The sequence below is a fragment of the Eubacterium sp. 3_1_31 genome, assembly GCF_964249515.1.
Classification (GTDB): domain Bacteria; phylum Bacillota_I; class Bacilli_A; order Erysipelotrichales; family Erysipelotrichaceae; genus Longicatena; species Longicatena caecimuris.
In genome coordinates this window covers 26184-39892 of the sequence record NZ_CAXUBY010000028.1, presented here as the reverse complement: position 1 = coordinate 39892, position 13709 = coordinate 26184, and the positions used below count along the sequence as shown (strand labels likewise).

Genomic DNA, 13709 nt, shown 5'->3' with positions numbered 1-13709 from the left:
ACCATTTTCCTTATCATCTTTTCTGTATATATTAAAAAGACCATCAACTAACTCATTTGAGTTTGTCGACAGTCTGAAAGCTCTTTAGAGCTTTTTTATTTGATGTCATTTGCATTAAAATAAATAGCAACGAAATCATCGCGTTTTATATTTTTAAGATGTATTGATGTTACCGTAGGATGTTATAAACATCCTGAGGATCGTATAAACAATACGTATAGGGTAGTTCTTCTTCACTGACAACTCCCCATTTTGCCCATGCAAAATCAACTCCGGCAGCTTTCGCACAAAGGGCATCGTTGATAGAATCGCCAATGAATAGTAATTCTTGCGCAGTCAAATTTGTTTGTTCCATAATGTAATATAAAACATCCGGTGCCGGTTTTGTATGCTTTACCACATCCTGCGTACCAATACTAGAAAAGGCTGAAAAGATATCTGCATCAAACATAGATTGCAATTCTAAAAAAGCCGTTGTATTTCGCGAAGTGGCTATTCCTAATGCAATCCCATCATTCAGTAGTTGTCGTAAAAGTTCTTGAATACCTTCAAAGATATGCGTATGTGAAGAAAAATCTCCACACTTTCCAAAGCATAGTTCTTCAAATTGCCGTTTACAGCTTTTCGGTATCTGTAAATAGGCCAGATTTTCCTCATCACTCATATAATAACAAGGAATAAAAAACGCGTAAGGCTGCTTCTTACGTTGGGGAAACATGGAGCCATATCCCTTTTGTATCATCGCAATCATAGCGGAAGAATCAAGTAACGTACCATCACAATCAAAGACAATCATTTTATACATGTTATCACCTCATAAATAAGAGTGGCAGTATTGCTGTAACGCCTTCACAACGCGGCATTCGTCCTCAACACAAATTTCAAATAGGATTTCTTCATCTTTATGAATACTAAGTTCCATTATTTCTACCATTCTTTTCGCATTCGCACATCGATTTTGGCAATATAGTTTTATATCACTTTGATACATTCTGGCAAATTGTGCTAATGCTGAAGCTGGCCTGGCATGAATGCCCATCATCTTTTTTACTTTATATGTTAATTTCTGCATAGTTTCTCCTAATCTTATCGCTTTGATAAAAAAGATGCTGATATGATTATTGAAACACTTCTTTCACATCAGCATCCTTTGTATAATTATAACTTAATCATCATGTGTATTAAAGTAACCTGTTTCAGGTAATGGCCCAATCGTCTTAATATTGATACCATAGTCATAGGCAAGCCGCGCTGCTAAAATTTCTACTACCGGCGCATATTGTAAGAATACAAATGGTGTTTTTAAAGGTTCAAAAGCCAAATCACATGGATGTTTGCTGTCATTGCCAATTACGAAGGCATCGCCTACTTTGTCACGGACATAACGAATCAAACCTTTGGTAATATTTTCATTGTGGCCATCATCGAAAATGATGACTGCATGACGATTTGTATACCCCATGGTAGGTCCATGCATACCATCATCCATATCATAACCAACACATAAGAATCTTCTGGCAATCTCCAAAACCTTTAAAGCGCCTTCCAATGCTGTACCATATAATGTACCGGCACCATAAATAACAAATCCATCCTTATTCATCAGTTTCCATTTATTTCGATCAAACCATTCCATTGTTTTGTCACAGATTTCATGATGCATATCAGCCGCTTTTTGAGCATCTTCCAGATATTTTGCATACTCTGTTTCACTTAATGCCTGGCGCTTTAAGCCGATTTCCATGGCAATGATCATATGCGTAAATACAGACATACAGTAACCGATCGTTCGACAGCCAAATTCCTCATTATCTGTTTCCATCAGAACATGGCAGCCACTTTCTTTTGCCAAAGGTGTTTCGGCACTTTCTGTAATTGCTACTGTCGCATAACCAAGTTCTTTCATTTTACGCTGTGCGATATTTACCAAAGTAGAAGTACCACTTTGCGATGTGAAGATGTATAAACCATTTGGATTAAATACTCGTTTGGCTAAAAAGATGTTGGGCAATATTGCTGTAGAGGCAATGCCACTTGCAGTTTCCACAAACTCCTTAGAAGTTTGACAGGATGTATGGCTGGTTCCAGAGCCGATTAAGATAATTTCATTTATGGTGGATAAGCGATCACCTAAATAATCAAACATATCTTTTGTTAATGCTTTCCTTTCCTCTAAAACTTTACGTACGGGATTAGGAACACGACGAATTGTATCAATAAGATTCATTAGCTACTCCTCCTTTTGCTATTTCAGCACAATATTTTTAAAAGATACCAATATATTTTCCGACGATGCCAAGCACCATAATGATGGCAATCAATGTTGTCGGTTTGATGTTCTTGTTTAAGAGCTTAAAACAAGCAAGGGTCAATAATAGTGGCAATAAACAAGGGAAAATGGTATCAATCATTTCCTGTATCTTTAATTCACTGCCATTCATGGTAAATACATAACCGATCTGTACGGAAACCATTGTCGCTGTCATTGCTCCTACGGTCATAAGTCCGACAATGCTGGCAGCTTTGGTGATAAAGCTCATAATACCACTTTCTTCAGCCTGCAACATAAATTTAGACCCCATCTTAAAGCCGACATAAGGCAATAAGATACGACATGGTTCTGCCAATAGATTAAATAAGACTAAGAATACAATGGGCCCCAGAATATTGCCATCCTTGGCAAGACTTAAGCCGATTCCCATGGTAATCACACGCCATGTACTTTGAAAAATAGAATCTCCGATGCCGGCAAATGGTCCCATTAAGGATGTACGCACAGCTGCAATTGAAGCTTTATCAAACTCCTTATCCTTTGCTGCCTGCATTTCCATAGCCGTATTTAGTCCTGTGATGAACCCACCGACAACCGGGTTTGTATTAAAGAGTTCATAATGTCGTTTATAGCCTGCAATACGTTCTTCCTCAGTATCGTACATCTTATTGATGACAGGAATCATGGTCCATAAATATCCCATAGCCTGAAATTTTTCCCATGTATACACTGCATTGATTTGATGTGAACGTCTTGCTACTTTTGCCATTAATTTGCCATCTTCTTCATTCAAACCAAATTTCTCTCTAATCATCGAATAATTCCTCCTCTCCCTCATTTACTGTTGGAGATGTTTCACTTACCGTATGTCGTTTACTGAATTCACCCTCAAAGAATAAAACGATGACAATAATGACACCAAGTAAAGCGATTGACATCAAAGGCATACCACAATATGCTGCCATGATAAATCCTAAGAAGAAATATACAGCAAGTTTCTTTTGCCACATCATCTTTAACAATAAACCAAAACCGACTGCACCTAACATATTCGCTGCTACCCCCATGCCATCTAATAATGTTTGTGGTAAACTGTCGATAAAAGCACTCATGACATCAGCACCTAAGAAAACAGCAAGTCCACAGATGGTACCATTAAAGATTTCATAGGATATTGAAACTACTGGGAATATTCTTTGTAAAGCTTTCCAATTGCCTTTTTCTACTTGACGTTCCACATATGGTGTAAATAAAGAACGTATACCAATGCCTGGAACAAATAGCATTTGACAAACGATAGATGCCGGTACTGCTAAAGCAATTGCTGTTTCAATACCTTTACCAAGTATAATGGCATAAGCTGCCCCAACAGCTGTTCCATGAATGGAATCCGGTGGCACTGTGCCGCCGATTGCCATAACACCCATAAATACCAATTCCAATGAAGCCCCTACCTGTACTCCTGTTGTAATATCCCCTAAAGCGATACCCATTGCCGTACCGACAACAAGTGGTCGTGTGATCATCGGATTACATAACCAGACATCCAAGAAGTCCAGTAAACAAACAGTAACTCCGACAAGTAGTGCTTGAACGATCATACTTCAACCTCCTCCTCTCGTAAGTATTTATCGATACTGATTCTATGTTCCGTAGGAACCATACGTAATTCTACTTCATCAACTCGTTTGCGCAGTTTCATCAAATCATGTAAATCATCGTTGTCTAAACATACAGCAGCCGCTATCATCTTTCCTCCTTCCTTATTTTTGACTCCACCAATATTCACACGATGAATCTGATCTGTCATACTGACAAGTCGTAAGGTATCCTGAATAGTTCTTGTGATAAGAAAAATCTTGATCTTTGCTGCTTTTGGGTTGTTAAGAAGAGCAGCTGCTTCATCAATCGTCTTAACCGCCAGTTTCACACCAGCCGGTTTTGCCATCTTTAACGCAAGCTTGCTCATCTCATTTGTCGCAGCCTCATCATTGGCGATCAGAATTGCTTCCGGTGCCACTGCTCCAACCCAAGTCACAGCCACCTGTCCATGCAGGAGACGATCATCAATCCGACAAAGTTCTACCATAATTTTTCATCCTCGATTCCTTTATCAATCGCATTATGTACTCTTTGGTAAGTAAACAAAAGCATATTATCCTTTGCATTTTGAATTACCTGTAAAAGCTTTTCTTCGATATCCCCTGTTTCATTCGCCAGAATCAACTCTAAAACAATAGATAATGTCATGCCTGTCAATAGAAATACATTAGGATAAACACAGAGATGCATCAGCTGATTATGAACACTGCCACCATAGATATCACACAGAATGATATATTCATGTGTGTTATCTTCGGCGATTTTTTTCTTCAACAGCTGATAAATATCTTGTGGCGAGTGATAGGTATCTAAACCATAAGCATCCACTCCTTCAATATCACCTACGATCATATTCGCAGCGCTTAGCATACCCTCGGCAAGCGAGCCATGAGAAGCTAATATTAAATTCTGCAATGTTTCTACCTCCCTTCTTGTTTTATGTCCTTCACCTATGATAAGCAAAAAGCGTGCCAACTTTATACAAAGTCACACGCTTATAACATTTCCCCGATGAATAGGAGAGATTTCATGGTTTAGAAAGTTTCTAAACAAATGCTGAGAAGGGATCATTCAATACTATCCCACAATTCGTTGACACTCTCGTCCACTTCTTTGACACTATCACGCTGAAAGATACATTCATAGATATAGCCGATTTCCGACACCGGTATTTTCACATTGTAATGCTGTTCCACATCATGGAATGCTTTTTTAACAATGCGTATAAATTCCGTTTGTGTTTTTTCAAAAGTTTCTAAATGTTCAAATTTCGTCACATTTTTATTAATAATCAAGCGTTCTATCAAACAGCTGATGTGAATATACAGTCCCAGAATGACACTGCTGCTTAATTTCATATGCAATTCTTTCTGAATTGTCTTAATAATTTTTTCTACACTGTCAATGATTTTATCACTATCTAAAATCGTTAAGTAACTCAACAGATTATCCATTGAGAAATTTTTGATCATATTTTCATTAAAGGTTTCAATCTGATCCGGCCGCATGATACTTTCAAACACGGAATTCGTCTTTTCCACACTTTTCTGTTCGATCATCTCTTCCAAAGAGATGAACGGCACATCAAAGATTTTAGGATCTTTCGTTCCGACTGTAAATAGGACATTATATTTTTCAAAAACCAATGATGTCGTTCCGGATTTCACTAATGAATCATAGTCATAGGGTATCATAGCGATCGATACGGTCTTAGGTAAAGAATCTTCCATTAGCTTACTGATTTTTTCAGCTGTGCCAATACCCGTTTCACATACTGCTAAAATAGCATCTTGTTTTTTACGATTTTTTACAAATTCATACCGATATTGATTGCGATGACTCGCTTGCTTTAAGATTTCCTGAATCGGCATCTCTTCCAGTATCATACTGCCAATATCTAACGCTAATTTCGTTGTGACATTATTGATGATACCAATATCCATACGCTTCATGCCTTCCATTTTTTGATGAATCGCTTCTAAAGACCCCATATCAACCATAACAATTACTTCATTATAATTTTCTTTCCCTTTGATGTATTCACCTAATTTTTTTACCGTATCATTAAAATCACTTTCAATCGGCATATCAATTGCATCAAATATCCGCTGTTTCAATAATTGATTTGCCACTTCTGCTATGCCGCTTGCTATCGCGTAGCCATGGGCAATGATAACAGCAGGTATTGGAGAAGCAACCATCTCACGGTTAAAATAACGGAAAAAGAGAAATAAATCTAAATAACCAAATGGACCCGGGGTAAAACTTAAGGCATCTGAGATGAGCTGCCAGATATCACCTATGACATTGTATTCATTTGTATATTCATTATGGATACGATTTTGAAGTTCTTCAGCTTCCTTGCGATTCTGTATTTTCAGTTGATTAATTGAAGAAAGGCTTTGCATATAATCGTTTAGAAAATGTACGATCATTGAGATTTCATTATTTGAAAATTTCTCTAAATCATATTTATGAATAACAATATTCATGATATTGGTCAATAGATGATTGATCATATCCAGCTTTGGAGAATGATAGGTATGCTCAGTAAATAAAGAATCGATATATTGTTCCAATTTCAGACAGCAGCTATCTAAGTAAGCATTCAGATCTTTATCATATGCATGCAACGTATGGAATTTGTGAATCAGATATGCATTAAAATTATATAAGCGACTATCTTTATGGATGCTCAAAAACATATCTTCACTGTGAATCATCGTGCGATCATCGTAATCATACAAGGTGACATCTTTTCCGGTACTTTCTAATAAATCACTTGATAAATCATATATATGTAAAGAGACATCTTCCATATCCTTTTGATTTCGTAAGAATGCTTTGGCGACACTTGCGCGAATGACATTTTTCAATTCTCCGATATTTCCTGTAAACGTATGGCGTTCTAATGTACGGAAAACAAGGTCAGACATGGAAATTTTACGTTGAATATGTTTCTCTTCTTCTTGAATTAAAAACTGTAAAAGTTCCCGTTTTTCTTGAAGAGGGCGTTCTGCTAGCGAAGGCACTTTCACAATAAGCGGAATTCTTCTTAATAATGTTTTTAAGAGGACTTCATCCGGCTGTTCCGTGGTGGCAAAAATCAATCGTGCATTTGATACATACCAAGTATCATTATCCCCCACCATATGATATATGCCTTTATCCATAAAAAGAAAGATTTTTTCCTGACATTCCGGCTTTAACCCATGCACTTCATCCATAAACAAGATACCGCCATCCGCTAAAGCCAATAACCCTTGGGTATCTTTTTCCGCACCGGTATAAGACCCCTTCTTATAACCAAAAAGATTGGTCATCAACATCTCCGGATTGTTTGCATATTCACTACAATTCATCGTCATAAAACGGCTGTCTTTAGACAGTATTTCCATCTCAACCCCATATTGGTACATTAACTGTGCAATCAGGCTTTTCCCGGTTCCCGTCGGTCCTTGTAATAAGATGGGAAGACCATGCTCCGGATAGCTAATCGCTGCTTTGCATTGTTCCACCACATAGCTAAGACTATCATTTGCTCCGATTAGGTTATGAAATGCATGCTGCTGTTTTTTTGCTAATACGTTCTTTAAATCTTCGAGCGTTTCATACAACTCCGCTTTCAATATAACGCCAAAGCGGTTTTCTAAACTTTTTCGCCAGAAAAAATATACTGGACGCGTATTCGTTTTAATGACGAGACCCTTTTGTTGAAATTCACTCATATAATGAGAAATCAAATTGCGGCTGCATGCAAATTGCGCACTCAAAAAGGATGAGGTAAGGGTTTCTAATCTTTCTTCCTGCCAATGCAAATCCTTCTCTAATTGCTCGCATTCCACTTGTAAGGTTTCCTGTAATTTCTCCCGAATATCCTTATCATTCATACGTATATTCCTTTCTCCTAACGAAAAGGTTGTATTAAAAGCACCCCCAATATACATATCACGTATATATCTTTCTTGCATTATACCTCCTCTATATAACATATACAATGAGTTTTTAGATACCTTTTCTAGTAACCTTTACTTTTTCAAAAAATGAATCTTTTCTTTTCCTATTCATCGTGTGCAAAGCAGAAAGAAAAGACCACTTCTTGCAAACATATTGTCTGCATCAAAGTGATCTTTTTACCTAATTATCTTACATAGTTGATTATGCCAGAATATAACGTATGGTTATTTGACTTTAGCGTCAATCGTATTATCCTTTACGACAACATCGTGTGCGCCGCCTTCTACGATAGATGTAGAAGATACAAGTGTAATTTTTGCTTTTTTCTGTAATTCAGGAATCGTTAAAGCACCGCAATTACACATGGTATGTTTTACCTTGCTTAACGTCAGATCGACATTATCCTTCAATGCTCCCGCATATGGAACATAAGAGTCTACACCTTCTACGAACGAAAGTTTCTTACTTCCTCCCATATCGTAACGCTGCCAGTTACGTGCTCTGGCACTGCCTTCACCCCAATATTCCTTCATGTATGTACCATTGATGGTAACCTTCTTTGTCGGTGATTCTTCAAAACGAGAGAAATAACGACCTAACATCACGAAATCTGCTCCCATCGCCAATGCTAAGGTAATATGGTAATCGTGTACGATACCACCATCGCTACAAATAGGAATATAGATACCTGTTTCTTTATAATATTCATCACGTGCTTTCGCAACTTCAATCGTAGCTGTAGCCTGTCCGCGTCCAATACCTTTTTGTTCACGGGTAATACAGATACTACCTCCGCCAATACCGATTTTGATAAAATCGGCACCTGCTTCTGCTAAGAAACGGAAACCTTCAGCATCCACAACGTTGCCGGCACCGACTTTTACGCTGTCACCATAATGATCACGAATCCACTTTAAAGTGATTGCCTGCCATTCACTGAAGCCTTCACTAGAGTCAATACATAATACATCTGCACCTGCTTCTACCAAGGCAGGAACACGCTGTTCATAATCTCTGGTGTTAATACCGGCACCAACTAAATAACGTTTTTGGCTATCTAACAATTCATTTGGATGTTCTTTATGAGAATCGTAATCTTTGCGGAATACGAATGCTTTTAAATGCTGTTCCTCATCAATGATCGGCAACTGATTCAGTTTATGTTCCCAAATTAAATCATTTGCTTCACTTAAAGTACAGCCATCTTTACCATAGATCAGCTTTTCAAATGGTGTCATGAATTCACTGACTTTCATTGCTGTATCCATACGAGAAATACGGTAATCACGGCTTGTGATAATACCTACAAGTTTTCCTTCCGCCGTCCCATCTTCTGTTACGGCCATCGTCGCATGACCTGTTCTTTCCTTCAGATCCAATACATCCTGTAAGGTAGCATCCGGACGAATGTTGGAATCGCTGTAAACAAAACCTGCCTTCGTCATTTTTACACGCTTTACCATTGCGGCCTCATCTTCTACGCTCTGAGAACCATAGATAAAGGAGATTCCTCCTTCTCTAGCTAAAGCACATGCCATACGCTCCCCGGATACAGACTGCATGATGGCAGATACCATTGGGATATTTAACGATAATGCAGGTTCTTCCCCTTTTTTAAATTTTACAAGAGGTGTTTTCAATGAAACATTTACTGGGGTACAATCAGAGCTGGAATATCCAGGTACCAATAGGTACTCGCTGAAAGTACGAGAGGGTTCTTCAAAATAATACGCCATAGTTCACATCTCCTTTTCTACTCAACTTATAAACTTTCCCGATTTATAATTGATATTTTAATACATTATAATGATTATCTGTTTTGAAGTCAATATAGTTTTGAAAAGATTTTCATTACCAGAGGCAGATGGTAAAGTTCTACCTTTTCACTCTTTTCTAACATGTGGCACTCTTTAAGGAAATGGGGATGATTATTGAAACATCCATTCAATAGGAAAAGGACAGCACAAAGGCTGTCCTATATCTACAGGTTAAGGATGTAACTGGGCATATAACTGACAATAGGTTTCAGCACTCTTTTCCCAGCTGACATCTGTATTCATAGCATTGCGTACAAGAATCTTCCAATCCTCTGGACGGTTATAGTATACATCTATTGCATTATACATAACCTGTACCATTTCATCTGAATTATAGTTCGCAAAACTGAATCCATTTCCAGTCTTATCAAACTCATTATACGGAGTTACCGTATCCTTCAATCCACCTGTTTCACGTACTAATGGCAATGTTCCATAGCGCATGGAAATTAACTGTGAAATACCACATGGCTCAAACAGAGATGGCATGAGGAATAAATCACTTGCCGCATAAATACGGTGTGCTAAAGAATCACTGTATCCGTTATAGAATGCAATTTTACCTTTATTGCCTTCTTCTAACTGACGCATTTTCTCTTCGATTCCACTTTCCCCACTACCTAAGATGGCCACTTGAATTGGCATTGCACAGATTTCAGAAAGTTTTTCCATCATCAGATAAAAACCTTTTTGCCATGTCAGTCGAGATACTGCCCCAACCAACATCACATTAGGATCTACCGTAAGACCAAGTTCTTTCTGTAATGCCATCTTATTTTCTTTTTTCTCTTTCGCTACATTTACTTTATTGTAATGATATGGTACATCCGGATCACTCATCGGATTCCACATTTCGATATCGATGCCATTGGTAATACCCCATAAATCATACTTACGAATGTTTAATACCATTTCCATATGTTCACCATACTGTGGTGTTAAGATTTCCTGTGAATACGTAGGTGATACCGTTGTTACTTTATCCGCATATAAGATACCCGATTTCATAAAGCTGATGCCACCGTCATAGCGGACATTGCCATTATCGAAAATACGATAATCTAAGCCTAAGCAACTATCCAGCATCTCAGGACCAAAATTACCCTGGAATGCGAGATTATGAATCGTATAAACAAAGCGGATATTGCGATAACGCTCATCAAAGCTGTGCCCTTCTTTGCACATTGCCGGTAACATACCAGTGTGCCAATCATGACAATGCATGATTTCCGGGAAGTAATTCAGCTGATTCAACATTTCTAATACGGCTTTCTGGAAGTAAGCAAAACGCTCACCATCATCGATATAACCATACAAGCCATCACGTTCAAAGTATCCTTTATGTTCTACGAAATAAAATTTAACTTCTTTACGTGTTGTAGACCAAATATTCACAGGTACTTCATGATAAGCAATGGATACACTATATTGTGCCTCTAACTGCATTTCCTCATGAAACTTCTGTGCTATTTTTAAATACATAGGCATGATTACACGAACTTCATGTCCTTTTTTCACCAGCTCCTGAGGTAAGGAACCTACAACATCTGCCAGCCCTCCACTTTTAATAAAAGGAAGACCTTCTGATGCGACCATCAATATTCTTGCCATTAGATTTTATCATTCCTTTTCACGTACAGTGGCTGATCAGGATGTCCGATCAATTCTTTTTTACGAACGATTCTAGCCTTCTTATCCACTACTACATTTTCTATATGCACATCTTCTCCAATGATGGCACCAGGCAGGATAATACTGTTTTTGATAACAGCGCCTTTTTTGATGACAACACCACGTCCGATAACACTATTCACAATGTCGCCTTCAACGATACAACCGTTGGAAACCATGCTGTTTTGAACGGTGACATCACTATAGTACTGCGTTGGACAGGAGTCATTTGTACGTGTATAGATTGGCCAGTCACTGTTAAACAAGTCCATTGCCTTATCGTAATCCAATAAATCAATATTCGCATTAAAGTAACTCTTGAAGTCGTTCACACATGCGACAAAACCACGGTGAGCCACACCACGAATATCCAATTCTGAACATTCTTCATTTACAATATCACGGAACCAATATAATGATGATATATTAGCCGCCTTTTTCACTAACGAAATGAACAAATCTTTACTCATGACGTAAGTTTCTAATGAAATTGTTTTGCTCTTCGAGTTCCCACGATTCTTTTCAATAGAAAGAACGCCTTTTTGTTTATTTAAGTTCAATACATCACAGTTAATGAAAGCTTCTTTTGCGTTATCCACATTTTGATATAACATGGTAATATCTGCGCCGCTTTCAATATGTGCATCCAACAGATTTGAGAAATCCTGACGATAAATCATATGTGCAGGAGCAAGGATGACATATGGCTGATTTACATCTTCAATTGCCTGCATGTTAAACATATAGGAATTGATATCATTGTTATAGAAATCCACATCATCCATATTCTTTGCAGGCAGGATATGCAGTTTTCCACGTTTTGAGTTGATGTTGTAATGACGGCCGGTTCCCAGATGTTCAATCAAAGAACGAGGATTCGTCTTAACAAACACTTTGATGTGGTTAACACCACTATTACTCATATTAGAAATAGGAAAGTCAATCAGACGGTATCTTCCCAAAAAGGAGAATGCGGATACCGGGCGATAGTCTTCCATTCCTTTGACATTTACATTAGGTCCTTCATAATTTACGATTCCAAATGCATTGCACATATTACTCACCCCTCACTCTCTTACTGATCAGCTCAATATTTTCACTGTCAGGACTGCCGACAACAGCACCGGCATCTACCTTCACGCCTTCTGCGATAATCGCACGATGAATGATTGCACCTTCTCCGATTTCAACATTTGGCATTAGCACAGAGTCATTAACTTTCGCACCTTCCGCTACTTTTACGCTTGTGAAGAGGACAGAGTTATTAATTTCACCATTGATGACACAACCCTGATTAATATATGCATTATTAACTTTGCCTTTTGGTCCGATAAAGTGTGGAACCGTGGCAACATCTTCTGTATAAATCTTCCAATCCGGATCATTTAAATCCAATTCATTATTGGAACTTAACAAATCCATGTTTGCTTCCCATAAAGAATCAACAGTTCCAACATCTTTCCAATAGCCTTTGAATTGATATGCGTATAAACGCTTATTCTCATTCAACATCGCAGGAATAATATCTTTACCGAAGTCATGATTACTGTTAGGATCATCCATATCAGCAACCAACATTTTACGAAGTTGTTTCCAATTAAAGATGTAAATACCCATAGAAGCCAGGTTGCTCTTTGGCTTTTCTGGTTTTTCTTCAAATTCCACAATACGATCTGTTTCATCCGTATTCATGATACCAAAACGGCTTGCCTCTTTCATAGGAACCGGCAATACTGCAATTGTGGCATCTGCATCACATGCTTTATGGTGAGCCAGCATTTTAGAATAATCCATCTTATAAATATGGTCACCGGAAAGAATCAGAACATATTCCGGATTTTGCTGATCGATGAAATCAATGTTCTGTGAAATAGCATCGGCAGTACCGCGATATACATCAAAAGCAGCTCCGTCTTTTTCACGTGGAGGCAGCACGTATACTCCACTATCCTTTGCGTCCAGACCCCAACGCTGTCCAGCCGCCGCATATGAGTTCAGCAATACACTTTCATATTGAGTCAGCACACCAACAACATTGATGTTAGAATTGGCACAGTTACTTAACGGGAAGTCGATAATTCGGTATTTCCCTCCAAAGTACACTGCAGGTTTTGCGATCTTTTTGGTTAAGGCATACAGTCGTGTACCTCGACCTCCGGCCAAGATCATAGCCAGCATGTTATTTTGTCTCATGTCGAAACCCCCCTTTAGGATTTACTATATATTAAGTATAAAGGCTTTTGCTTTAAATTTCCACCCTTTTTGTTAGAAAATTGAAGATTATGTATGCGTTTTCAACATTTTTCGTGAAAATTCGTCATCAAGCAAAAACATGCAGCTTTGTCAAGAACCAATTTCCGTGCCTTTTTGCCAACTCCTTGGCGAAATGG

12 protein-coding genes are annotated in these 13709 nt (G+C 38.1%); all 12 read right to left on the bottom strand.

Going from position 1 to position 13709, the window contains the following annotated elements:
• Window positions 1–169: 169 nt before the first annotated feature.
• A complete protein-coding gene (locus tag ACESSZ_RS11290) occupies window positions 170–805 on the bottom strand; it encodes an HAD family hydrolase (protein ID WP_117547886.1) in 636 nt (211 codons plus the stop codon).
• A gap of 9 nt (window positions 806–814) precedes the next feature.
• A complete protein-coding gene (locus ACESSZ_RS11285; RefSeq protein ID WP_117547885.1) occupies window positions 815–1072 on the bottom strand; it encodes an HPr family phosphocarrier protein in 258 nt (85 codons plus the stop codon).
• A 93-nt stretch (window positions 1073–1165) separates the two neighbouring features.
• Complete coding sequence (locus tag ACESSZ_RS11280) at window positions 1166–2227, bottom strand: SIS domain-containing protein (RefSeq protein ID WP_119983176.1); 1062 nt, start codon at window positions 2225–2227, stop codon at window positions 1166–1168.
• A gap of 37 nt (window positions 2228–2264) precedes the next feature.
• The gene (locus ACESSZ_RS11275; RefSeq protein ID WP_008690439.1) at window positions 2265–3086 is read right to left on the bottom strand and encodes a PTS system mannose/fructose/sorbose family transporter subunit IID; all 822 of its coding nucleotides are present in this window, start codon (window positions 3084–3086) and stop codon (window positions 2265–2267) included.
• Window positions 3079–3873 carry a PTS mannose/fructose/sorbose/N-acetylgalactosamine transporter subunit IIC gene (locus ACESSZ_RS11270; RefSeq protein WP_008690438.1) on the bottom strand — a complete coding sequence of 265 codons (795 nt, stop codon included), beginning with the start codon at window positions 3871–3873 and terminating at the stop codon, window positions 3079–3081. Before ACESSZ_RS11270 ends, ACESSZ_RS11275 begins: the two co-directional genes overlap by 8 nt.
• The gene (locus ACESSZ_RS11265) at window positions 3870–4361 is read right to left on the bottom strand and encodes a PTS sugar transporter subunit IIB (RefSeq protein WP_008690437.1); all 492 of its coding nucleotides are present in this window, start codon (window positions 4359–4361) and stop codon (window positions 3870–3872) included. Before ACESSZ_RS11265 ends, ACESSZ_RS11270 begins: the two co-directional genes overlap by 4 nt.
• Entirely contained in the window at window positions 4355–4789 is a 435-nt protein-coding gene (locus tag ACESSZ_RS11260) for a PTS sugar transporter subunit IIA (RefSeq protein WP_008690436.1), read from the bottom strand. The genes ACESSZ_RS11265 and ACESSZ_RS11260 overlap by 7 nt, the downstream gene beginning before the upstream one ends.
• 152 nt (window positions 4790–4941) lie before the next feature.
• Window positions 4942–7845: a sigma 54-interacting transcriptional regulator gene (locus ACESSZ_RS11255; protein ID WP_008978134.1), complete on the bottom strand. Its 2904-nt coding sequence runs from the start codon at window positions 7843–7845 to the stop codon at window positions 4942–4944.
• A gap of 210 nt (window positions 7846–8055) precedes the next feature.
• The gene (locus ACESSZ_RS11250) at window positions 8056–9567 is read right to left on the bottom strand and encodes an IMP dehydrogenase (protein ID WP_020990927.1); all 1512 of its coding nucleotides are present in this window, start codon (window positions 9565–9567) and stop codon (window positions 8056–8058) included.
• A gap of 252 nt (window positions 9568–9819) precedes the next feature.
• Complete coding sequence (gene glgA / locus ACESSZ_RS11245) at window positions 9820–11259, bottom strand: glycogen synthase GlgA (RefSeq protein WP_008690432.1); 1440 nt, start codon at window positions 11257–11259, stop codon at window positions 9820–9822.
• Entirely contained in the window at window positions 11259–12374 is a 1116-nt protein-coding gene (glgD, locus tag ACESSZ_RS11240) for a glucose-1-phosphate adenylyltransferase subunit GlgD (RefSeq protein ID WP_008978132.1), read from the bottom strand. The genes glgA and glgD overlap by 1 nt, the downstream gene beginning before the upstream one ends.
• 1 nt (window position 12375) lies before the next feature.
• A complete protein-coding gene (locus ACESSZ_RS11235; RefSeq protein WP_117547883.1) occupies window positions 12376–13512 on the bottom strand; it encodes a glucose-1-phosphate adenylyltransferase in 1137 nt (378 codons plus the stop codon).
• Between the last annotated feature and the right edge of the window lie 197 nt (window positions 13513–13709).

Bases quoted from the DNA above. Each gene is read 5' to 3' on its own strand.
- ACESSZ_RS11290 (WP_117547886.1), bottom strand. From the start codon at position 805: ATGTATAAAATGATTGTCTTTGATTGTGATGGTACGTTACTTGATTCT.
- ACESSZ_RS11285 (WP_117547885.1), bottom strand. From the start codon at position 1,072: ATGCAGAAATTAACATATAAAGTAAAAAAGATGATGGGCATTCATGCC.
- ACESSZ_RS11280 (WP_119983176.1), bottom strand. From the start codon at position 2,227: ATGAATCTTATTGATACAATTCGTCGTGTTCCTAATCCCGTACGTAAA.
- ACESSZ_RS11275 (WP_008690439.1), bottom strand. From the start codon at position 3,086: ATGATTAGAGAGAAATTTGGTTTGAATGAAGAAGATGGCAAATTAATG.
- ACESSZ_RS11270 (WP_008690438.1), bottom strand. From the start codon at position 3,873: ATGATCGTTCAAGCACTACTTGTCGGAGTTACTGTTTGTTTACTGGAC.
- ACESSZ_RS11265 (WP_008690437.1), bottom strand. From the start codon at position 4,361: ATGGTAGAACTTTGTCGGATTGATGATCGTCTCCTGCATGGACAGGTG.
- ACESSZ_RS11255 (WP_008978134.1), bottom strand. From the start codon at position 7,845: ATGCAAGAAAGATATATACGTGATATGTATATTGGGGGTGCTTTTAAT.
- ACESSZ_RS11250 (WP_020990927.1), bottom strand. From the start codon at position 9,567: ATGGCGTATTATTTTGAAGAACCCTCTCGTACTTTCAGCGAGTACCTA.
- glgA (WP_008690432.1), bottom strand. From the start codon at position 11,259: ATGGCAAGAATATTGATGGTCGCATCAGAAGGTCTTCCTTTTATTAAA.
- glgD (WP_008978132.1), bottom strand. From the start codon at position 12,374: ATGTGCAATGCATTTGGAATCGTAAATTATGAAGGACCTAATGTAAAT.
- ACESSZ_RS11235 (WP_117547883.1), bottom strand. From the start codon at position 13,512: ATGAGACAAAATAACATGCTGGCTATGATCTTGGCCGGAGGTCGAGGT.